Genomic DNA, 22,537 nt, shown 5'->3' on the forward strand with positions numbered 1-22,537 from the left:
TGATGGCTGAATCGCAACCCCTGTCTGCCGCCCCCGAAGGGGCGGAATATCTCAGGGCGGTGCTACGCGCGCCGGTCTATGAAGCGGCGCAGATTACGCCGTTGCAAAAAATGGAAAAAATCTCGTCGCGTCTTGATAACGTGATTCTGGTGAAGCGCGAAGATCGCCAGCCGGTTCATAGCTTCAAGCTGCGCGGGGCCTACGCAATGATGGCAGGCCTGACGGAAGAGCAAAAAGCGCAGGGGGTGATTACCGCTTCTGCGGGCAACCACGCCCAGGGAGTGGCGTTCTCGGCATCGCGTCTTGGCGTGAAGGCGCTGATCGTGATGCCGGTTGCCACGGCGGATATCAAAGTGGATGCCGTGCGTAACTTTGGCGGCGAGGTACTGCTGCACGGCGCTAATTTCGATGAAGCGAAAGCGAAAGCTATCGAGCTGGCGCAACAGCAGAACTTCACCTGGGTCCCGCCGTTTGATCACCCGATGGTGATTGCCGGGCAAGGCACCCTGGCGCTGGAGCTGCTACAGCAGGATGCGCACCTGGATCGCGTGTTTGTCCCGGTGGGTGGCGGTGGGCTTGCCGCAGGCGTAGCGGTGTTGATCAAGCAGCTGATGCCGCAGATCAAAGTGATCGCGGTGGAAGCGGAGGACTCCGCCTGTCTGAAAGCGGCGCTGGACGCCGGGCACCCGGTCGATCTGCCCCGTGTCGGGCTGTTTGCCGAAGGCGTGGCGGTGAAACGTATCGGTGACGAGACCTTCCGCCTCTGCAAGGAGTATCTTGACGATATTATCACCGTCGACAGCGATGCGATTTGCGCGGCGATGAAAGACCTGTTCGAAGATGTTCGCGCCGTGGCTGAACCGTCTGGTGCGCTGGCGCTGGCAGGAATGAAAAAGTATATCGCGCAGCATAACATCCGTGGCGAACGTCTGGCGCATATCCTGTCCGGTGCTAACGTCAATTTCCACGGTCTGCGCTACGTTTCCGAACGCTGCGAGCTGGGAGAGCAACGTGAAGCGCTGCTGGCGGTGACCATTCCGGAGGAAAAAGGCAGCTTCCTGAAGTTCTGTCAGCTGCTGGGCGGCCGTTCAGTGACCGAGTTCAACTACCGTTTTGCTGATGCCAAAGATGCCTGTATTTTTGTCGGGGTTCGTCTGAGCCGCGGTGTGGAAGAACGTAAAGAGATTCTGAGCCTGCTGCACGAAGGCGGCTATAGCGTTGTCGATCTTTCCGATGACGAAATGGCGAAACTTCATGTGCGCTATATGGTCGGCGGGCGGCCGTCAAAACCGCTGCAGGAGCGCCTGTTCAGCTTCGAATTTCCCGAATCTCCGGGAGCGCTGCTCAAGTTCCTGCATACGTTAGGCACCCACTGGAACATCTCGCTGTTCCACTACCGTAGCCACGGAACCGATTATGGTCGCGTGCTGGCGGCGTTCGAACTTGGCGATCATGAGCCGGATTTCGAAACCCGACTCCATGAGCTGGGTTACGACTGCCACGATGAAACCAACAACCCGGCGTTCAGGTTCTTTCTCGCGGGTTAACGCCTGACGGCGCTGCACTTACCCGGTCTGCCATCAGATCACAGGCCGGGTAAGGCGTTTGCGCCGCCATCCGGCAAAAATATCAATGGTTCGGCAAAATAGACCAGAAAGCATCAATAAGCGGCTCATACAGCCGCTTTTTTTGTGCGCACACGCCCAGCTCAAACGGCGTTTTCTCATCGCTGCGCTCCAGAATCATTACGCGATTGCGTACCGGTTCCGGACTGTTCTCCAGTACCACTTCCGGAATTAAGGCCACGCCGCAGCCGAGCGCGACCATCGACACCATCGCTTCATGGCCGCCGACGGTGGCGTAAATCGAGGGATTGCTGATTTTATGGCGGCGAAACCACAGTTCGATACGGCGGCGCACCGGTCCCTGATCGGCCATGATAAACGGTACGGTTGACCAGTCGGGCTTCTCCTGGCTGACCTGGGTACGTACCGGGCAGGCTAATGCCGGGGCGATCAGCACCACCGCCAGGTTTTCCAGCATCGAAAATGCCACGGACCCCGGTAGCGTTTCCGGCTTGCCGGCAATCGCCAGATCGGCCTCGCCGGTGACGACTTTCTCCATCGCATCGGCGGCATCGCCGGTAGAAAGCTTAATCTCCACCGAAGGGTGGGCAGCGCGGAAGCGATCGAGAATTGGCGGCAGGTGGCTGTAGGCTGCCGTCACCGAGCAGAAGATATGCAGTTCGCCGGAAAGCGAAGGACCTTGCTGATCGATGGCATGACGAAGCTGCTGGTACTGTAGCAGCGTCTGCTGCGCGAACAGGCGTAGCTCTTCGCCAGCCTCGGTCAGGGTGACGGTGCGATTATCGCGAACAAACAGCGGCTGCCCGAGATCTTCTTCCAGGCGTTGGATCTGGCGTGAAAGGGTGGAAGGGCTGACGTGCATCGCCCGCGCGCTGCGGCCAAAATGGCGGCTTTCAGCCAGATGCAGGAAGGTTTTCAGATCGCGTAAATCCACAGGCCGTACTCCACGATTTTATATTGCATAAATTGCAACATGACGTTGTGAATATATCAATTTCCGCAATAAATTTCCTGTCATATAGTAAGTTCATTCTCGCAAAAGCGAACCGAACAATAAGACAGTACAACATCACGAGGTATCACCATGGCTAACTACTTTAATACACTGAATCTGCGCCAGCAGCTGGCGCAGCTGGGTAAATGTCGCTTTATGGGCCGCGATGAATTCGCCGATGGCGCGAGCTACCTTCAGGGTAAAAAAGTGGTCATTGTCGGCTGTGGCGCGCAGGGCCTGAACCAGGGTCTGAACATGCGTGATTCCGGCCTGGATATCTCCTATGCGCTGCGTAAAGAAGCGATTGCTGAAAAGCGCGCATCCTGGCGTAAAGCGACCGAAAACGGCTTCAAAGTCGGGACCTATGAAGAGCTGATCCCGCAGGCTGACCTGGTGGTTAACCTGACGCCGGACAAACAGCACTCCGACGTTGTGCGTTCCGTTCAGCCGCTGATGAAAGACGGCGCGGCGCTGGGCTATTCCCACGGCTTCAACATCGTCGAAGTGGGCGAGCAGATTCGTAAAGACATCACCGTGGTGATGGTGGCGCCGAAGTGCCCGGGTACCGAAGTCCGTGAAGAGTACAAACGTGGTTTCGGCGTACCGACGCTGATCGCGGTCCACCCGGAAAACGATCCGAAAGGCGAAGGCATGGCGATTGCTAAAGCCTGGGCCGCGGCAACCGGCGGTCACCGTGCGGGTGTTCTGGAGTCCTCTTTTGTTGCGGAAGTGAAATCTGACCTGATGGGCGAGCAGACTATCCTGTGCGGTATGCTGCAGGCTGGTTCTCTGCTGTGCTTTGACAAGCTGGTGGCTGAAGGTACCGATCCGGCTTACGCCGAAAAACTGATTCAGTTCGGCTGGGAAACCATTACCGAAGCGCTGAAACAGGGCGGTATCACCCTGATGATGGACCGTCTGTCCAACCCGGCGAAACTGCGTGCTTACGCGCTGTCCGAACAGCTGAAAGAGATCATGGCGCCGCTGTTCCAGAAACATATGGACGACATCATCTCCGGTGAATTCTCCTCCGGTATGATGGCTGACTGGGCCAACGACGATAAGAAACTGCTGACCTGGCGTGAAGAGACCGGTAAAACCGCGTTCGAAACCGCTCCGCAGTTTGAAGGTAAAATCGGCGAGCAGGAGTACTTCGATAAAGGCGTTCTGATGATCGCGATGGTGAAAGCGGGCGTTGAGCTGGCGTTTGAAACCATGGTGGATTCCGGCATCATCGAAGAGTCCGCTTACTACGAATCACTGCACGAACTGCCGCTGATCGCGAACACCATCGCGCGTAAGCGTCTGTACGAAATGAACGTGGTTATCTCCGATACCGCAGAATACGGTAACTACCTGTTCTCTTACGCTTGCGTACCGCTGCTGAAAGAGTTCATGACCACGCTGCAGACCGGCGACCTGGGTACAGCGATTGCCGAAGGCGCGGTAGATAACGCTCAGCTGCGTGACGTGAACGAAGCCGTTCGCAGCCACGCTATCGAGCAGGTTGGTAAGAAACTGCGCGGTTATATGACCGATATGAAACGTATTGCCGTAGCGGGTTAACCCGATTGTCGGGTGGCGCTCCGCTTACCCGACCTACAAAATACAAAACTGCAAGATGTAAGCCGGGTAAGGCGTAGCCGCCACCCGGCTTTTTATTGGTTCACGCTTAAGCGCGATGAACCTTTTTATTTGCGGTACAGGACTTTGATGATGTGGTAACCGAACTGCGTGTGCAGCGGGCCAGTCGGCTCCAGCTCAGGGCAGGAGAAGACGACCTTATCAAATGCCGGAACCATCTGGCCCTGTTTGAATTCGCCTAAATGACCGCCCTTTTTACCTGACGGACAGGTGGAGTGCTTCTTCGCCAGTTTCTCGAAGTCGGCGCCGTTTTTAATCTGCTCCAGCAGGTCGAGTGCCAGTTTCTCTTCTTTTACCAGAATGTGCATTGCTGCCGCTGTTTTAGCCATGATCGTGCCTTGATAGGTTGCGATAAATCAGGATGCAATATTAGCATGCGCTAGCGGCGATACAGCACCTTAATGATGTGGTAGCCGAACTTCGTTTTTACCGGCCCGTAGGGTTTCAGCAGCGGGCAGGTGAAGACCGCGTTATCAAACGGTCCGACCATCGTCCCCTGTTTGAACTCGCCTAAATCTCCGCCGTTACGCCCGGAGGGGCAGCGTGAATAACGCTTCGCCAGATGATCGAAGCTGATACCTCGCTCCAGTTTGGCGAGGATCTCCTGGGCCAGTTTTTCTTCTTTTACCAGGATATGCAGGGCGGCGGCTGACTTTGTCATTGTTTTGCTCTCTGGATTATCGGTGTTGCCAACACTTTACCATTAGCCGGTAAATCTCCCCCCGGCTTTCTGCTACAATCCCCACCCCGTTCGAAGATTGAGCAAAACTCCCATGCGTTTAAACCCTGGCCAACAACAAGCCGTCGAATTTGTAACCGGACCGTGCCTGGTGCTGGCGGGCGCCGGTTCCGGTAAGACCCGCGTTATCACCAATAAAATCGCGCACCTGATCCGCGGCTGCGGCTATCAGGCGCGCCATATTGCGGCGGTGACCTTTACCAACAAAGCGGCACGTGAAATGAAAGAACGTGTCGGGCAGACGCTGGGGCGTAAAGAGGCGCGGGGCCTGATGATTTCCACCTTCCATACTCTGGGACTGGATATTATTAAGCGTGAATACGCCGCGCTGGGGATGAAATCTAATTTTTCTCTGTTCGATGATACCGACCAGCTTGCGCTGCTCAAAGAGCTGACCGAAGGGCTGATCGACGACGATAAGGTCGTGTTGCAGCAGCTGATCTCGACGATCTCCAACTGGAAAAACGATCTGCAAACCCCGGCGCAGGCCGCGGCGGGCGCAAAGGGTGAACGGGATCGGATCTTTGCCCACTGCTACGGGCTTTATGATGCCCATATGAAAGCCTGCAACGTGCTGGATTTTGACGATCTTATCCTGTTGCCGACCCTGTTGTTGCAGCGCAACGCAGAGGTGCGTGAACGCTGGCAGAACAAGATTCGCTATCTGCTGGTGGATGAATACCAGGATACCAACACCAGCCAGTATGAGATGGTGAAGCTGCTGGTGGGGCAGCGCGCGCGCTTTACCGTCGTCGGCGATGATGACCAGTCGATCTACTCCTGGCGCGGGGCACGGCCGCAGAATCTGGTCCTGCTGAGCCAGGATTTCCCGGCGCTGCAGGTGATCAAACTGGAACAGAACTACCGTTCTTCCGGGCGCATACTGAAAGCCGCGAACATTCTGATCGCCAACAACCCGCACGTCTTCGAAAAACGTCTGTTTTCCGAGTTGGGGTATGGCGTAGAACTTAAAGTGCTTTCAGCGAACCACGAAGAGCATGAAGCGGAACGAGTGACCGGGGAACTGATCGCCCACCACTTTATCAATAAGACGCAATATAAAGATTACGCCATTCTCTATCGCGGCAACCATCAGTCGCGGGTCTTTGAAAAGATGCTGATGCAAAACCGCATCCCGTACAAAATTTCTGGCGGCACGTCGTTCTTCTCGCGGCCCGAGATTAAAGACCTGTTGGCCTATCTGCGCGTGCTGACCAACCCGGATGATGACAGCGCTTTCCTGCGTATCGTCAATACGCCAAAGCGCGAAATCGGCCCGGCTACCTTGCAAAAACTCGGCGAGTGGGCGATGACCCGGAACAAGAGTTTGTTCACCGCCAGCTTTGATATGGGTCTCAACCAGACGCTAACCGGTCGCGGCTATGATGCGCTTACCGGCTTTACACAATGGCTGGGTGAAATTCAGCGCCTGGCGGAGCACGAACCGGTCGCCGCAGTACGCGATCTGATTCGTGGGGTGGATTATGAATCCTGGCTGTATGAGACCTCCCCAAGCCCGAAGGCCGCAGAAATGCGCATGAAAAACGTCAATCAGCTGTTCAGCTGGATGACGGAGATGCTGGAAGGCAGCGACATAGACGAGCCGATGACCCTGACCCAGGTGGTCACCCGTTTTACCCTGCGCGATATGATGGAGCGCGGCGAGTCCGATGAAGAGTCGGATCAGGTGCAGTTGATGACCCTGCATGCCTCGAAGGGGCTGGAGTTTCCTTACGTCTACCTGGTGGGCATGGAAGAGGGGCTGCTGCCGCACCAGAGTAGCATCGATGAAGACAATGTGGATGAAGAGCGCCGCCTGGCGTACGTCGGAATTACCCGCGCGCAGAAAGAGCTGACCTTCACGCTGTGTAAAGAGCGCCGTCAGTACGGAGAGCTGGTGCGCCCGGAGCCCAGCCGTTTTCTGCTGGAACTGCCGCAGGATGATCTGATCTGGGAGCAGGAACGCAAAGTTATCTCACCGGAAGAGCGGATGCATAAAGGGCAGGCCAATGTCGCCAATATTCGGGCGATGCTGGCAAAAGCGAAAGGGAAATAGTTCGAGTGCGTATCCCCCCGGTGGCGCGCACCGGGGCGATTTTACAGAAATATCAGGCGGAATTAAGCCACCTCAAGGGTCCAGTGGACATAGCTTTGCCACTGGCACTCCTGCTCCACCAACTCCCGACCCAGCGGATGATCTTCCAGCCACCCCTCCGGCAGCGTCAGCACCAGTTTCTCGCCTGCGACAGTCAGTGAAATGGCCGGCAGCAGATCGTCGCGACGGCGGCTGGCAAAGAGGATCGCCAGACGCAGCAGCCGACACAGGTGTTCCGCAACCCGTGGTTTCACCGCATTTTGCTGATGAAGTGAGGAGAGATCGATGGTGTTAGTCTGGTTGAGCAGCAGGGTTGCGAGCAGCTTTTTCTGCGCCGGCGTGAAGCCGGGGAGATCGAGGTTGCTCACCAGATAGGCGGCGTGCTGCGGGGCGCGTTTAAAATCGACGCTCAGACCAATTTCGTGCAGCTCGCAGGCGCTGGCGAGCAGTTCGCGGCTGAGCGATTCCAGCTCCCAGGCACCGTCCAGCTGATTCACCAGATGCGCTGCGAGTTGGGTTACGCGCTGGGCCTGCTCGGTGTCTATCATAAAGCGGCGTTGAATATTGCGCAGCGTACGGCTACGGATATCCTGATCGACGGACAGATGCAGCATGCCGTAAACCAGGCCTTCGCGGAGCGCGCCGCCCGCAAGGGTCATACACTGAATTTTCAGTTCGCTGAAGATGGCGATAAGTATGGCCAGCCCGCTGGGGAAAACCAGCGCTCGCTCTAAGGTTAAGCCTTCGATTTCCAGCTCTTCCAGGCGCCCGCACTGAATCGCACGCTGCTTGAGCTGCTGCAATTTAGCCAGGGTGATTCGCTCGTCCATCCCCTGCGCCATCATAATTTCCTGCAGGGCCTGAACGGTACCGGATGCGCCGACGCAAACTTTCCAGCCGTGGTAATTCAGGGTGTCAGTAATCGGACGCAGGACTTCCCGAGCCGCATTTTCTGCCAGATCGAAGTTTTCTTTTGTCAGGTTACGATCGGCGAAGTAGCGCTCCAGCCAGGTGACGCACCCCATCGACAGGCTAAAAAGAGAGGTGGTCTGTGCCCCCGTGCCAGTCACCAGTTCGGTACTGGCACCGCCGATATCGACAACCAGGCGCCGGTCTTCGCCGCCGGTCGTATGAGCAACGCCTTGATAAATCAGGCGGGCTTCTTCTTCACCGCTGATCACCTGCACCGGACAGCCGAGGATTTCCCGGGCCTTTGCCAAAAACGCATCGGCATTGACGGCCAGGCGCAGCGTGGCGGTCGCCACAACGCGAATTTGAACGGGTGGGATATCCTGCAGGCGTTCGGCAAACAGACGCAGGCACTGCCACCCACGCTCCATCGCTTCCGCGGAGAGCGTGTTATCGCTGTTCAGGCCAGCGGCCAGACGTACTTTGCGCTTGATGCGGCTGAGCGTCTGGATGCTCCCGGCCACCTCGCGTACAACCAACATATGAAAGCTATTAGAACCAAGATCGATAGCTGCATAAAGCGAGGTGGAACTGAGCATAGATTTATTTAACCTGAACGACGACGATTACGAGGCGGACCGCTGCGACGCGGGCCATTGCCAGTGCGCGGGCGCGTCAGGCGCAGCGGCTTAGGCAAATCTGTCATAAGTGCATCTGGATTGTACTTGCTGACCGGAATAGAGTGACCGGTGTAGGTCTCAATCGCCGGAAGATTCAGCGCGTACTCTTCGCAGGCCAGACTGATGGAGTGGCCGCTGGCGCCCGCGCGACCGGTACGGCCGATGCGGTGAACGTAATCTTCGCAGTCGTCCGGCAGGTCATAGTTAAAGACGTGCGTGACGGCCGGGATATGCAGACCACGCGCAGCAACGTCAGTCGCCACCAGAATGTCGATATCGCCACGGGTGAACTCTTCAAGGATCCGCAGGCGTTTTTTCTGGGCGACGTCGCCGGTCAGCAAGCCGACGCGATGACCGTCCGCCGCCAGGTGTCCCCAGATATCTTCGCAACGATGTTTAGTGTTGGCGAAAATAATGGCGCGATCCGGCCACTCTTCTTCCAGAAGCGTCTGTAACAGGCGCATTTTTTCTTCGTTGGAAGGGTAGAACAGCTCTTCTTTAATCCGGTGACCCGTTTTCTGTTCCGGCTCGACTTCAACATATTCGGCGTTGTTCATCTGTTCAAACGCCAGTTCGCGAACACGGTAAGAAAGGGTTGCGGAGAACAGCATATTCAGACGCTGATTGGTCGGCGGCATGCGACGGAACAGCCAGCGGATATCTTTAATAAAGCCGAGATCGTACATGCGATCGGCTTCATCCAGCACGACGACCTGAATCGCGCCAAGGTTAATGTGATTCTGTTTGGCGTAATCAATCAGACGACCAGTGGTGCCAATCAGAATGTCGACGCCGCTTTCCAGCACTTTCAGCTGCTTATCGTAGCCATCGCCGCCGTACGCCAGACCCAGCTTCAGGCCGGTGGCCGCAGCCAGCGGTTCTGCATCAGCGTGAATTTGTACCGCCAGCTCGCGCGTAGGAGCCATGATCAGCGCCCGCGGTTGGTTTACCTGGCGGTCAGCGTTGGCCGGGTGAGAGAGAAGATAATGAAACGTTGACGTCAGGAACGCCATCGTTTTTCCGGTACCGGTTTGCGCCTGCCCGGCGACATCACGACCTTCCAGCGTTAGCGGAAGAGCGAGAGCCTGAATGGGCGTACAATTATGAAACCCTTTCTTTTCAAGGGCTTCAATCACTGCCGGGTGCAGGGCGAAGTCGGAAAACTTCTGTTCTGTTAAATGTGTTTTGCTCATAGTGTGGTAGAATATCAGCTAACTATTGCATTAAGAAAGCGTATCCGTTGAAATAACGTCAACCTTTCGTTGGCTATACGCGAAATGACTTAAGGTGCATCTACGGCAACCTGATGAATCCTCGAAAGCTTAGACTACTCAGCGCGTCGAGGTGGATTAATCTACCGGAAACGGTTTGAAGGCGGTTTGCTTTGGCTTCTGCAAGACGACATCCATGAGGGATCGGATCGCGCAGTGGCCAGTACATATGCCAGTACATAGAGGCATCCTGAACAATAACGTGTATAACGTAGCATCGGCACGTCGTTGATGTCTGCGACACCAACACACCAGGCTTATTCCTGTGGAGTTAAATATGAGCGATAAAATTATTCACCTGACTGACGACAGTTTTGACACGGACGTACTCAAGGCTGACGGGCTAACCCTCGTCGATTTCTGGGCAGAGTGGTGCGGTCCGTGCAAAATGATCGCCCCGATTCTGGATGAGATCGCTGAAGAGTATCAGGGCAAACTGACCGTTGCTAAACTGAACATCGATCAGAACCCAGGTACTGCGCCGAAATACGGCATTCGCGGCATCCCGACTCTGCTGCTGTTTAAGAACGGCGAAGTCGCGGCAACTAAGGTTGGCGCGCTGTCTAAAGGCCAGCTGAAAGATTTCCTCGACGCCAACCTGGCGTAAGCAGTTTGCCATTCCGGCGTCCGGGTTCCTATTTTTAGCGGAACTCTGGACGCCCGGCCAGAGTCGTGCTAAGTTAACTTCAGACTTCGTTTTAAACATACCTTATTGTTTGAATCTTGTTTTACCCGAAGCGTCCCGCAGCAAATGCGCGAGAGGCTACAAATTCCGGGCTTTTCACTCATTCCGTTTTGTCGTTCCAGCTCTGCGTTCTTTCCTGTGACCAGGCAACGTACAGGCACGAGATGAAGGCCGTTAACAGGCATGGATGTCCCTGCCATACCATTCACAACATTAAGTTCGAGTTCTACCCCGAGTTTAAGAACCCACACCATTATGAATCTTACCGAATTAAAGAATACGCCGGTTTCTGAGCTGATTACTCTCGGCGAAAATATGGGGCTGGAAAACCTGGCCCGTATGCGTAAGCAGGATATTATTTTTGCCATCCTCAAGCAGCATTCGAAGAGTGGCGAAGATATCTTTGGCGATGGCGTACTGGAGATACTGCAGGATGGATTTGGTTTCCTCCGTTCCGCAGACAGCTCCTACCTCGCCGGTCCCGATGACATCTACGTATCCCCAAGCCAAATCCGCCGTTTCAACCTCCGCACTGGTGACACCATTTCCGGTAAGATTCGTCCTCCTAAAGAGGGTGAGCGTTACTTTGCGCTGTTGAAAGTTAACGAAGTTAACTACGACAAGCCGGAAAACGCGCGTAATAAGATCCTGTTCGAGAACTTGACGCCGCTGCACGCGAACTCACGTCTGCGTATGGAACGTGGTAACGGTTCAACCGAAGACTTAACCGCTCGCGTGCTGGATCTGGCCTCGCCGATCGGCCGCGGTCAGCGTGGTCTGATTGTTGCGCCGCCGAAAGCCGGTAAAACCATGCTGCTGCAGAATATCGCGCAGAGCATCGCGTATAACCATCCTGACTGCGTGCTGATGGTGCTGCTGATCGACGAACGTCCGGAAGAAGTGACTGAGATGCAGCGTCTGGTTAAAGGCGAAGTGGTTGCTTCCACCTTTGACGAACCTGCTTCCCGTCACGTTCAGGTTGCCGAGATGGTTATCGAGAAGGCGAAACGCCTGGTTGAGCACAAGAAAGACGTTATCATTCTGCTCGACTCCATTACCCGTCTGGCGCGTGCCTACAACACCGTTGTGCCGGCTTCCGGTAAAGTGTTGACCGGTGGTGTGGACGCTAACGCCCTGCATCGTCCGAAGCGTTTCTTCGGTGCCGCGCGTAACGTGGAAGAGGGCGGTAGCCTGACCATTATCGCCACCGCGCTGATTGATACCGGCTCCAAAATGGATGAAGTTATCTACGAAGAGTTTAAAGGCACCGGTAACATGGAGCTGCATCTCTCGCGTAAGATCGCGGAAAAACGCGTCTTCCCGGCTATCGACTACAACCGTTCCGGTACCCGTAAAGAAGAGCTGCTTACCACCCAGGAAGAGCTGCAGAAGATGTGGATCCTGCGTAAAATCATCCATCCGATGGGCGAGATTGACGCGATGGAGTTCCTTATCAACAAACTGGCGATGACCAAAACGAACGATGACTTCTTCGATATGATGAAACGCTCGTAAGTTAAAAAAAGCCCAAAAACGCCACGCAATCGCGTGGCGTTTTGTTTTTTGGGTTTGTATGATCCAGAAAGGGAAAAGGAAGCAGGGATTATCGTATGATGAGCGCGCCACGCGAGGCAGTGATAATTTTAACAGACTAAAATCTATACAATAAATTTGTAATGTTCTGCTTTACCCCTTCAGGAGTTGAGACATCGTCGTTATACTTCCCGGATTAACCATGCTGAGAGCACATGTGTTGTGAATTTACTCACTGCTATTACTGAATTAATCAGTATTTTCTTATTCACTACCCTTTTTATATTTGTTGCCCGAAAAGCAGCAAAAAAAGTCGGGTTAGTGGATAAACCTAACTATCGAAAACGGCATCAGGGTTTGGTTCCGTTAGTGGGTGGCATCTCAGTTTATGCTGGCATTTGTTTTACTTTTGCCATCGCTGATTATTACATTCCCCATTCATTCTTATATCTGTCCTGCGCCGGCATCCTTGTGCTGGTCGGTGCGCTGGATGATCGGTTTGATATCAGTGTAAAAATTCGCGCGGTGATTCAGGCCGCCATTGCCATTGTCATGATGACGGCAGGGAACCTGCACCTGAGTAGCCTGGGCTATATTTTTGGTTCGTGGGAGCTGGTCCTCGGCCCCTTTGGCTTCTTCCTCACCCTTTTCGCCGTCTGGGCCGCGATTAACGCCTTTAATATGGTGGATGGTATCGACGGCCTGCTCGGCGGTCTGTCATCGGTCTCATTTGCGGCAACCGGCATTATTCTGTGGTTTGACGGTCAATACAGCCTGGCAATGTGGTGTTTTGCGATGATAGCCGCCATTCTGCCCTATATTTTACTTAACCTCGGCGTGCTTGGCCGTCGTTACAAAGTTTTTATGGGCGATGCCGGCAGTACCATGATTGGCTTCACCATCATCTGGATTCTGCTGGAAACGACCCAGGGCAAAACGCATCCCATTAGCCCGGTGACCGCCCTGTGGATTATTGCGATTCCGTTGATGGATATGGTGGCGATTATGTATCGTCGCCTGCGTAAAGGGATGAGCCCGTTCTCTCCGGATCGCCAGCATATTCATCATTTGATTATGCGTGCCGGGTTTACTTCCCGGCAGGCTTTCGTCCTGATCACGCTGGCGGCCGCGCTGCTGGCGCTGGTGGGCGTGGTGGCGGAATATACCCGTATCGTTCCTGAATGGGTGATGTTAATTCTCTTTTTGTTGGCCTTTTTCCTTTATGGCTACTGCATTAAACGCGCATGGAAAGTGGCGCGACTGGTTAAGCGCATCAGACGCAGAATACGGCGACACAGCGGCAATAAGCCAAAATTAACCAAGTAGAACTGGGGACGTGATGACTCAACCATTACCGGGAGCACAAGCAGTGAACGTTGAGAATGAACTGGATATTCGCGGGCTGTTTCGCGCCTTATGGGCAGGAAAAATCTGGATAGCCGGGATGGCCGTGCTATTTGCGCTGATCGTTCTGGTTTACGCCTTCTTTGCTCGCCAGGAGTGGAGCGCTACGGCGATAACCGATCGGCCAACCGTGAATATGCTGGGTGGTTACTATTCCCAACAGCAGTTCTTACGCAATCTGGATATTAAAGCCAATCTGGTTCCGGTCGACCAGCCGTCGGCGATGGAGCAAGCTTACAAAGAGTTCATCATGCAGCAGGGGTCCTGGGATACCCGTCGCGATTTTTGGTTGCAAACGGACTATTACAAACAGCGCCAGTCGGGCAATGCCCGTGCGGACGCTGCGCTGCTGGACGATTTGATTAACAACATTCAGTTCATGCCGGGCGACCCGGTAAAAAATGTTAACGACAGCGTGAAGCTGACGGCCGAGACCGCGCCGGATGCCAATAATCTGCTGCGTCAGTACGTGGCCTTCGCCAGCCAGCGTGCGGCAGGACATCTTAATGACGAGCTGAAAGGCGCCTGGGCGGCCCGCACCGTGCAGATGAAAGCGCAGGTGAAGCGCCAGGAAGAGGTGGCGCGCGAAATATTCAACCGTCGTACCCACAGCGTGGAAGAGGCGTTGAAAGTGGCGCAGCAGCACAACATCTCCCGCAGTGAAACCGATATCCCGGCCGATCAGCTGCCGGATTCCGAGCTGTTCTTGCTCGGCAGGCCAATGCTGCAGGCGCGACTGGAAAATTTGCAAGCGGTGGGGCCGGAATACGATCTCGACTATGACCAAAGCCGTGCCATGCTGAATACGCTCAACGTCGGACCGACATTAGATCCGCGTTTTCAGACTTACCGGTATTTGCGTACGCCGGAAGAACCGGTAAAACGCGATAGCCCGCGGCGCGTATTTCTGATGGTGATGTGGGGTATCGTGGGCGCGCTCATCGGCGCAGGCGTTGCATTATCGCGACGCAGAGTCCAGTGAATGCGGCCTGTGATGAAGAATTAATCAACTTCATCACCTAATCGAAGAGAATCGATGTGAAAGTACTAACGGTATTTGGCACCAGACCCGAAGCCATCAAAATGGCACCGCTGGTTCATGCGCTGGCAAAAGATCCTCACTTTGAGGCGAAAGTTTGCGTCACGGCGCAGCATCGGGAGATGCTCGACCAGGTGTTGAAGCTTTTTTCTATCGTGCCGGATTACGACCTCAATATTATGCAGCCAGGTCAGGGCCTGACGGAAATCACCTGTCGTATCCTCGAAGGGCTAAAACCGGTGCTGGAATCGTTTAAACCGGACGTTGTGCTGGTGCATGGCGATACCACAACGACGATGGCGGCAAGTCTGGCCGCGTTCTATCAGCGTATCCCGGTCGGGCACGTTGAAGCGGGGTTGCGAACCGGCGATCTGAGTTCGCCGTGGCCGGAAGAGGGGAACCGTACGCTGACCGGACATCTGGCAACGTACCATTTTGCCCCGACAGAAACCTCGCGGCAGAACCTGCTGCGCGAAAATATCGCCGCTGACCACATCACGGTCACCGGCAACACGGTCATTGATGCGTTGTTCTGGGTTCGCGATCGGGTGCTGGGCGATGAGGCTCTGCGTAGCGAACTGATGCAGCGTTATCCTTTCCTGGCGAACGGCAAGAAGATGATTCTGGTCACCGGCCACCGGCGGGAAAGCTTTGGCCGCGGGTTTGAGCAAATTTGCCACGCGCTGGCGGAAATCGCCGCCAGCAATCCCGATGTCCAGATTGTCTATCCGGTGCATCTGAACCCGAACGTCAGCGAGCCGGTGAAACGTATTCTCGGTCATGTCGATAACGTCATGTTGATTGAGCCGCAGGATTATCTGCCGTTTGTCTGGTTGATGGATCGCGCCTGGCTGATCCTCACCGACTCCGGCGGTATTCAGGAGGAGGCACCCTCGCTAGGGAAGCCGGTACTGGTGATGCGTGAAATGACGGAGCGCCCGGAGGCGATTGCCGCAGGCACCGTGCGTCTGGTCGGGACCGACAGCCAGCGTATCGTCGCTGAAGTCACGCATCTGCTGCAGGATGATGCCGCGTATCAGGCAATGAGCCGGGCGCATAATCCCTACGGTGATGGTCAGGCATGTCGCCGTATTTTGTCCGCACTTAAAAATAATCAGGTAACGCTATGAGTTTTTCTACCATTTCAGTGATTGGCCTTGGATATATTGGCCTGCCAACCGCTGCCGCGTTCGCCTCCCGGCAAAAGCGGGTGGTCGGCGTTGATATCAATCAACATGCCGTGGAGACCATTAACCGTGGCGAGATTCATATCGTAGAGCCGGATCTGGCGAGCGTGGTCAAAACGGCGGTTGAGCAGGGCTATTTACGTGCGACGACCGAGCCAGTCGCGGCGGATGCGTACCTGATTGCCGTACCCACCCCGTTCAAAGATCTGCATGAGCCGGATATGGTCTTCGTCGAGTCGGCGGCAAAATCCATTGCGCCGGTACTGAAAAAGGGGGCGCTGGTGATTCTGGAGTCCACTTCTCCGGTTGGTTCGACGGAGCAAATGGCCGCCTGGCTCGCTGAAATGCGTCCGGACCTGAGCTTCCCGCAGCAGGCTGGCGAAGCGGCGGATGTCAATATTGCCTACTGCCCGGAGCGCGTGTTGCCGGGTCAGGTGATGGTCGAGCTGATTAAGAATGACCGCGTCATCGGCGGTATGTCGCCGGTTTGCTCCGCCCGCGCCAGCGAGCTGTATAAAATTTTCCTCGAAGGCGAATGCGTGGTCACCAATTCTCGCACCGCCGAGATGTGTAAGCTGACCGAAAACAGCTTCCGCGACGTGAATATTGCGTTCGCGAACGAGCTGTCGCTGATCTGCGCGGAGCAGGACATTAACGTCTGGGAGCTGATTCGCCTGGCAAATCGTCATCCGCGCGTCAATATCCTGCAACCGGGACCGGGCGTCGGGGGGCACTGTATCGCAGTCGACCCGTGGTTCATCGTGGCGCAAAACCCGCGGCAGGCGCGGTTGATTCGTACCGCCCGTGAGGTTAACGATCATAAGCCTGACTGGGTTATCGAGCAGGTCAAAGCCCGGGTGGCCGATTGTCTGGCCGCCAGTAATAAGCGCGCCAGCGAGTTGAAAATCGCCTGCTTTGGCCTGGCTTTTAAGCCGAATATCGACGATCTGCGCGAAAGCCCGGCGATGTCGATCGCCATGCAAATCGCCCACTGGCACAGCGGTGAAACGCTGGTTGTGGAACCCAATATCCACCAGCTGCCGACCAAACTCAACGGTCTGTGCACGCTGGCCTTGCTGGATGACGCATTGGCGAACGCCGATGTGCTGGTGATGCTGGTTGACCATCGTCAGTTTAAAGCCATCAGCGGCGATAGCGTGACGCAGGATTATATTGTCGATACCAAAGGAGTGTGGCGGTGAGTACGGTTCTGGTCACCGGCGTAAACCTGTGTTTTATGCCAGCCTCTGGCCGTGACCAATCCAACCAGGACACCTTCCATGCCTCTCCACGCCAGTATTGAATCCCTGGAGTGGGAAAATCGTTTCTTCGGCATCCAGAGCGCGATTGTGCGCTTTCGCGATGACGCCCCGCCGCTGACCGCTCAGGCGCTGGCCGGCTGGTCGCGTTTGCAGGCGAAGATTGCGGCGGATGATAGCGTGCGGCTGGATGCACTGCAGCAGCTGGGCTTCCAGCTCGTGGAAGGCGAAGTCGATCTGGTGCTGCCGGTCGGTCAGCCTGCCGATACGGGCTGTGAAGTGGCCACGGCGGCAGAGATTCCACGCTTGCGCGAGCTGGCGGCGCAGGCCTTTGCGCAAAGTCGCTTCCGTGCGCCCTGGTATGCCGCAGATGCCAGCGGTCGTTTCTACGCCCAATGGATTGAAAACGCGGTGCGGGGGACCTTCGATAACCAGTGCCTGATTTTTCGCGCCGCGGATGGCGACATTCGCGCTTTTGTTTCTCTGCGACAGCTTAATGAAACGGATGCCCGAATCGGTCTGCTGGCCGGTCGCGGCGCGGGTGCTGAGCTGATGCAGGCCGCACGGCATTGGGCCGAACGTCGCGGACTTTCTACACTGCGGGTGGCAACCCAGATGGGGAACACTGCCGCGCTTAAACGTTATATTCTCAGCGGTGCGAATGTGGAAAACACCGCGTACTGGTTATACAGGTGACATGATGATTCCATTTAACGCACCGCCGGTGGTGGGAACCGAGCTTGATTATATGCAATCCGCGATGGACAGCGGAAAACTGTGCGGCGATGGCGGATTCACCCGCCGCTGCCAGCAGTGGATGGAGCAGCGGTTCGGGACGGCCAAAGCGCTGTTGACGCCTTCCTGCACCGCTTCGCTGGAAATGGCGGCGCTGCTGCTGGATATCCAGCCGGGCGATGAAGTGATTATGCCGAGCTATACCTTCGTCTCCACCGCCAACGCCTTTGTATTGCGCGGTGCGAAAATCGTCTTTGTCGATATTCGTCGCGATACGATGAACATTGATGAAACCAAAATTGAAGCGGCAATCACGGAGAAAACCCGCGCCATTGTGCCGGTACACTATGCTGGCGTGGCCTGCGAGATGGACACCATCATGGCCCTTGCCAGCGAGTACAATCTGTTCGTGGTGGAAGATGCCGCGCAGGGCGTGATGTCGACTTACAAAGGGCGAGCGCTGGGCACGATCGGCCATATCGGCTGTTTCAGTTTCCATGAAACCAAAAACTATACCGCCGGCGGTGAAGGTGGTGCGACGCTGATTAACGATCGCACGCTGATCGAGCGCGCGGAAATTATCCGTGAAAAAGGCACCAACCGTAGCCAGTTCTTCCGCGGGCTGGTGGATAAATACACCTGGCGCGATATCGGTTCCAGCTATCTGATGTCTGACCTGCAGGCGGCATACCTGTGGGCGCAGCTGGAAGCGGCGGAACAGATTAACCAGCAACGCTTAACGCTCTGGCAGCGCTATTACGATGCGCTGCTGCCGCTGGCACGGGCTGGTCGCATCGATTTGCCGGTGATTCCGGCCGACTGCGGACACAACGCGCATATGTTTTATATTAAGCTGCGCGATATTGACGATCGCAGTAACCTGATAGCCTGGCTAAAAGAGGCGGAAATTCTGGCGGTGTTCCACTACATTCCGCTGCATAGCTGCCCGGCAGGGGAGCACTTTGGCCAATTCCACGGCGACGATCGTCATACCACCCAGGAGAGCGAACGCCTGCTGCGCCTGCCGTTGTTCTATAACCTGTCGTCAGCCAATCAGCGTACGGTGATTAATTCGCTGCTGAGCTATTTCTCCTGATATGTCGCTGGCTAAAGCTTCACTGTGGACCGCCGCGTCCACGCTGGTCAAAATTGGCGCCGGACTGTTGGTGGTTAAACTGCTGGCGGTCTCCTTTGGCCCGGCAGGGGTGGGTCAGGCCGGTAACTTTCGCCAACTGGTGACCGTGCTTGGCGTGCTGGCGGGCGCCGGTATTTTCAACGGCGTCACCAAACTGGTCGCGCAGCATCATGACGATCGCCCGCAGCTGAATAAGGTCGTCGGTACCTCCTCTGCGATGGTGCTTGGCTTCTCAACGCTACTGGCGCTTATTTTTCTGCTGGCGGCCGCGCCGATAAGCCAGGGGCTGTTTGGTCATACGCACTATCAGGGGCTGGTGCGCCTTGTGGCGCTGGTGCAGATGGGCATCGCCTGGGCAAACCTGCTGCTGGCCTTGATGAAAGGTTTTCGCGATGCGGCGGGCAATGCCTTGTCGCTTATCGCCGGTAGCCTGATTGGCGTCGTGGCCTATTACGCCTGCTATCATTTCGCGGGCTACCAGGGGGCACTGCTCGGGCTGGCGCTGGTGCCGGCGCTGGTGGTGATCCCGGCGGCAATCGTGCTATGGCGGTGCGGGACGATCCCACTCAGCGCGCTGCGTCCGCGCTGGGATAACGCTCTCGCCGGGCAGCTTTCTAAGTTTACCCTGATGGCGCTGATTACCTCGGTGACGCTGCCGGTGGCTTACGTGATGATGCGTAACCTGCTGGCGGATCATTATGGCTGGGAGGCGGTAGGGATCTGGCAAGGGGTCAGCAGTATTTCCGATGCCTACCTGCAGTTTATCACCGCATCGTTTAGCGTGTACCTGCTGCCTACGCTCTCCCGATTGACGGCCAAACCGGACATTACCCGCGAGATCGGCAAATCATTAAAATTTGTCCTGCCGGCGGTGGCGGCGGCGAGCTTAACCGTCTGGCTACTGCGCGACTTCGCCATCTGGCTGCTGTTTTCCGACCGCTTTACGGCGATGCGCGACCTGTTTGCCTGGCAACTGGTGGGCGATGTGCTGAAGGTCGGCGCCTATGTTTATGGCTATCTGGTGATTGCAAAAGCGTCACTGCGTTTTTATATACTCACGGAAATCAGCCAGTTCACGCTGTTGACCGCATTCTCGCACTGGCTGATCCCGGCGCATGGCGCGATTGGCGCAGCGCAGGCGTATATGGCTACGTATATTGTTTATTTCGCCCTTTGTAGTGGCGTGTTTTTACTCTGGCGTAAACGGGCATGACAGCACTGATACATGTACTGGGATCGGATATCCCACACCACAACCAGACCGTTTTGCGGTTCTTTAACGACGAGCTGGCCGCCGATGACGAGCAGGCGCGTCGGTTTATGGTCGTCGGTGATGCAACAGGCGTCCGCGAAGCCTACCCGGCATTGTCTGTCACCTGTTATCCCGGGAAAAAATCCCTGGCGCAGGCGGCGATCGCGCTGGCAAAAGCCGATCGCCGACAGCGCTTTTTCTTCCACGGCCAGTTTAATACCGGGCTGTGGCTGGCGTTGCTGAGCGGGGGGATCCGTCCTGCCCAGTTTAACTGGCATATCTGGGGCGCCGATCTGTATGAAAATTCGTCCAGCCTGAAGTTTCGCCTGTTCTATCCGCTGCGACGGCTTGCCCAGAGTCGGGTCGGGCGCGTTTTTGCCACCCGGGGAGATCTCAGCTGGTTCGCCCGCCGCCATCCGCGTGTGCCCGGCGAGCTGCTCTATTTTCCGACGCGCATGGACCCGGCGCTCAATTCGCTGGCCGATAGCGCACCGCGCGCCGAGACGCTGACGATTCTGGTCGGGAACTCGGGCGATCGCAGCAATGAGCATATTGCGGCGCTGCGTGCTATCCATCAGCAATTTGGCGATACGGTAAACGTGATCGTGCCGATGGGGTATCCGGAAAACAATACGGATTATATTAACGAGGTCCGTGACGCGGGTGCGGCGCTCTTTAGCGCCGCACACCTGCAGATTCTCAGCGAGAAGCTGGCGTTTCATGATTATCTGAATCTGCTGCGCCGCTGCGATCTGGGCTATTTCCTGTTTGCTCGCCAGCAGGGCATCGGGACGCTGTGCTTATTAATTAAGGCGGGTATACCCTGTGTGTTGAACCGGGAAAATCCGTTCTGGCAGGATATGACGGAGCAGCATATTCCGGTACTTTTTACCGGCGATGCGCTGGATGTTGCCGTGGTGCGTGAAGCCCAGCGCCAGCTGGCAAGCGTGGATAAGAACCAGATTGCTTTCTTCCGGCCGAACTACCTGGCGGGCTGGCAGCGGGCATTGCAGATTGCCGCGGGGGTCAATGCATGACATTAATGCAATTTTGCGGGCTGCTGGTGGTCTGGCTGCTGTCAACGCTGTTTATCGCCACCGCGACATACTTTGAGTTTCGCCGCGTGCGCTTTAACTTCAATGTGTTCTTCTCATTGTTGTTTCTGCTGACCTTCTTCTTTGGCTTCCCGCTGACCAGTATCCTGGTGTTCCGCTTTGATGTCAGCGTTGCTCCGCCGGATGTGCTGTTGCAAACCCTGCTTATCTCAGTCTGTTTCTATGCGGTCTATTACGTGACCTATAAAACGCGCCTGCGCTCGGCCACGCACGACCGCCAGCGGCGGCCGCTATTTACGATGAACCGCGTGGAAACGCATCTGACATGGATCATTCTGCTGGGCGTGGCGCTGCTGTGCGTCGGGATTTTCTTTGCCCACAATGGCTTCCTGCTGTTTAAGCTCAACTCTTACAGCCAGATCTTCTCGGCCGAAGTCTCCGGCGTGGCGTTGAAGCGCTTTTTCTATTTCTTTATCCCGGCGATGCTGGTGGTCTATTTCCTGCGCCAGGATTATAAGGCGTGGATATTCTTCCTGCTCAGCACCGTGGCGTTTGGGCTGCTGACCTATGCCATCGTCGGCGGCACCCGAGCGAATATCATTATCGCTTTCGCCATTTTCCTGTTTATCGGCATTATTCGCGGCTGGATCAGTCTGTGGATGCTGGCGGCGGCGGGCGTTCTTGGCATCGTGGGAATGTTCTGGCTGGCGCTTAAGCGCTATGGCATGAACGTCAGCGGCGATGAAGCGTTTTATACCTTCCTCTATCTGACCCGCGATACGTTTTCGCCGTGGGAGAATCTGGCGCTGCTGCTGCAAAACTACGACAAGATCGCCTTCCAGGGGCTGGCGCCGATGATCCGCGACTTCTACGTTTTTATCCCCAGCTGGATGTGGCACGGCCGCCCGACGATGGTGCTCAATACCGCCAACTACTTCACCTGGGAGGTGTTAAACAACCACTCGGGGCTGGCGATTTCACCGACGCTAATCGGTTCGCTGGTGGTGATGGGCGGCATTTGGTTTGTTCCTCTGGGCGCTGTCGCGGTAGGGCTTATTATTAAATGGTTCGACTGGCTGTACGACCTTGGCAATCGGGAAAGCAATCGCTACAAAGCGGCTATCCTGCATAGTTTCTGTTTCGGCGCTATCTTCAACATGATAGTGCTGGCGCGCGAGGGACTGGACTCGTTCGGCTCCCGCGTGGTGTTTTTCCTCGTGATCTTTGGTATCTGCTTGTTAGCGGCGAAATTGCTGTACTGGCTCCTGGACAGCGCAGGATTGATTCATAAGCGGGCTAAACCGCTTTCGCAACCGCAGGTCTGATAAGGATGAA

At 55.8% G+C, this 22,537-nt stretch carries 19 protein-coding genes; 14 read left to right on the forward strand and 5 right to left on the reverse strand.

Annotated features, from left to right (window positions below):
* Positions 1 to 2 precede the first annotated feature (2 nt).
* A complete protein-coding gene (ilvA, locus tag FNY10_RS25220; protein ID WP_100686190.1) occupies positions 3 to 1,547 on the forward strand; it encodes a threonine ammonia-lyase, biosynthetic in 1,545 nt (514 codons plus the stop codon).
* A gap of 82 nt (positions 1,548 to 1,629) precedes the next feature.
* Here the strand turns inward: ilvA and ilvY are convergent, their stop codons facing one another.
* Complete coding sequence (ilvY, locus tag FNY10_RS25225) at positions 1,630 to 2,520, reverse strand: HTH-type transcriptional activator IlvY (protein ID WP_004869503.1); 891 nt, start codon at positions 2,518 to 2,520, stop codon at positions 1,630 to 1,632.
* 150 nt (positions 2,521 to 2,670) lie between these two features.
* Between ilvY and ilvC the strand changes: the two genes are divergently transcribed.
* Positions 2,671 to 4,146: a ketol-acid reductoisomerase gene (gene ilvC, locus FNY10_RS25230; protein ID WP_100686172.1), complete on the forward strand. Its 1,476-nt coding sequence runs from the start codon at positions 2,671 to 2,673 to the stop codon at positions 4,144 to 4,146.
* Positions 4,147 to 4,271: 125 nt separating this feature from the next.
* Here ilvC and ppiC (FNY10_RS25235) read toward each other — a convergent pair whose 3' ends face one another.
* Together ppiC (FNY10_RS25235) and ppiC (FNY10_RS25240) are read right to left on the reverse strand one after the other, a co-directional pair.
* A complete protein-coding gene (gene ppiC / locus FNY10_RS25235) occupies positions 4,272 to 4,553 on the reverse strand; it encodes a peptidylprolyl isomerase PpiC (protein WP_004869510.1) in 282 nt (93 codons plus the stop codon).
* 50 nt (positions 4,554 to 4,603) lie between these two features.
* The gene (ppiC, locus tag FNY10_RS25240) at positions 4,604 to 4,885 is read right to left on the reverse strand and encodes a peptidylprolyl isomerase PpiC (protein WP_100686173.1); all 282 of its coding nucleotides are present in this window, start codon (positions 4,883 to 4,885) and stop codon (positions 4,604 to 4,606) included.
* Positions 4,886 to 4,997: 112 nt separating this feature from the next.
* On the opposite strand from ppiC (FNY10_RS25240), the gene rep reads away from it, so the two are divergent.
* Positions 4,998 to 7,019: a DNA helicase Rep gene (gene rep, locus FNY10_RS25245; RefSeq protein ID WP_160704100.1), complete on the forward strand. Its 2,022-nt coding sequence runs from the start codon at positions 4,998 to 5,000 to the stop codon at positions 7,017 to 7,019.
* A 62-nt stretch (positions 7,020 to 7,081) separates the two neighbouring features.
* Here the strand turns inward: rep and gppA are convergent, their stop codons facing one another.
* Together gppA and rhlB are read right to left on the reverse strand one after the other, a co-directional pair.
* Positions 7,082 to 8,566, reverse strand: coding sequence for a guanosine-5'-triphosphate,3'-diphosphate diphosphatase (gppA, locus tag FNY10_RS25250; protein WP_100686175.1), 1,485 nt, complete (start codon positions 8,564 to 8,566; stop codon positions 7,082 to 7,084).
* A gap of 8 nt (positions 8,567 to 8,574) precedes the next feature.
* Positions 8,575 to 9,840 (reverse strand): ATP-dependent RNA helicase RhlB, encoded by a 1,266-nt coding sequence (gene rhlB / locus FNY10_RS25255; RefSeq protein ID WP_100686176.1) that lies wholly within the window; start codon positions 9,838 to 9,840, stop codon positions 8,575 to 8,577.
* A 355-nt stretch (positions 9,841 to 10,195) separates the two neighbouring features.
* Between rhlB and trxA the strand changes: the two genes are divergently transcribed.
* The 11 genes from trxA (at position 10,196) to wzyE (ending at position 22,527) form a co-directional block, all read left to right on the forward strand.
* Positions 10,196 to 10,525, forward strand: a complete 330-nt coding sequence (gene trxA / locus FNY10_RS25260; protein WP_004869525.1) for a thioredoxin TrxA — start codon at positions 10,196 to 10,198, stop codon at positions 10,523 to 10,525.
* Between the two features lie 333 nt (positions 10,526 to 10,858).
* The gene (gene rho / locus FNY10_RS25265) at positions 10,859 to 12,118 is read left to right on the forward strand and encodes a transcription termination factor Rho (protein ID WP_002883293.1); all 1,260 of its coding nucleotides are present in this window, start codon (positions 10,859 to 10,861) and stop codon (positions 12,116 to 12,118) included.
* 240 nt (positions 12,119 to 12,358) lie between these two features.
* The gene (wecA, locus tag FNY10_RS25270; protein WP_100686178.1) at positions 12,359 to 13,462 is read left to right on the forward strand and encodes a UDP-N-acetylglucosamine--undecaprenyl-phosphate N-acetylglucosaminephosphotransferase; all 1,104 of its coding nucleotides are present in this window, start codon (positions 12,359 to 12,361) and stop codon (positions 13,460 to 13,462) included.
* A gap of 13 nt (positions 13,463 to 13,475) precedes the next feature.
* Positions 13,476 to 14,522: an ECA polysaccharide chain length modulation protein gene (gene wzzE / locus FNY10_RS25275; RefSeq protein ID WP_100686179.1), complete on the forward strand. Its 1,047-nt coding sequence runs from the start codon at positions 13,476 to 13,478 to the stop codon at positions 14,520 to 14,522.
* Between the two features lie 56 nt (positions 14,523 to 14,578).
* Positions 14,579 to 15,709 carry a non-hydrolyzing UDP-N-acetylglucosamine 2-epimerase gene (gene wecB, locus FNY10_RS25280; protein ID WP_100686180.1) on the forward strand — a complete coding sequence of 377 codons (1,131 nt, stop codon included), beginning with the start codon at positions 14,579 to 14,581 and terminating at the stop codon, positions 15,707 to 15,709.
* A complete protein-coding gene (gene wecC, locus FNY10_RS25285; protein ID WP_160704097.1) occupies positions 15,706 to 16,968 on the forward strand; it encodes a UDP-N-acetyl-D-mannosamine dehydrogenase in 1,263 nt (420 codons plus the stop codon). Before wecB ends, wecC begins: the two co-directional genes overlap by 4 nt.
* A gap of 78 nt (positions 16,969 to 17,046) precedes the next feature.
* The gene (gene rffC / locus FNY10_RS25290; protein ID WP_160704095.1) at positions 17,047 to 17,721 is read left to right on the forward strand and encodes a dTDP-4-amino-4,6-dideoxy-D-galactose acyltransferase; all 675 of its coding nucleotides are present in this window, start codon (positions 17,047 to 17,049) and stop codon (positions 17,719 to 17,721) included.
* A gap of 4 nt (positions 17,722 to 17,725) precedes the next feature.
* Entirely contained in the window at positions 17,726 to 18,856 is a 1,131-nt protein-coding gene (gene rffA / locus FNY10_RS25295) for a dTDP-4-amino-4,6-dideoxygalactose transaminase (protein ID WP_100686191.1), read from the forward strand.
* A gap of 1 nt (position 18,857) precedes the next feature.
* The gene (gene wzxE, locus FNY10_RS25300; RefSeq protein ID WP_142255784.1) at positions 18,858 to 20,108 is read left to right on the forward strand and encodes a lipid III flippase WzxE; all 1,251 of its coding nucleotides are present in this window, start codon (positions 18,858 to 18,860) and stop codon (positions 20,106 to 20,108) included.
* Positions 20,105 to 21,184 (forward strand): TDP-N-acetylfucosamine:lipid II N-acetylfucosaminyltransferase, encoded by a 1,080-nt coding sequence (locus FNY10_RS25305; RefSeq protein WP_160704093.1) that lies wholly within the window; start codon positions 20,105 to 20,107, stop codon positions 21,182 to 21,184. The genes wzxE and FNY10_RS25305 overlap by 4 nt, the downstream gene beginning before the upstream one ends.
* Positions 21,181 to 22,527 carry an ECA oligosaccharide polymerase gene (gene wzyE, locus FNY10_RS25310; protein ID WP_160704091.1) on the forward strand — a complete coding sequence of 449 codons (1,347 nt, stop codon included), beginning with the start codon at positions 21,181 to 21,183 and terminating at the stop codon, positions 22,525 to 22,527. The genes FNY10_RS25305 and wzyE overlap by 4 nt, the downstream gene beginning before the upstream one ends.
* Positions 22,528 to 22,537 lie beyond the last annotated feature (10 nt).

It is taken from the genome of Klebsiella sp. Lac1, from assembly GCF_009825425.1.
Classification (GTDB): Bacteria; Pseudomonadota; Gammaproteobacteria; order Enterobacterales; family Enterobacteriaceae; genus Klebsiella; species Klebsiella electrica.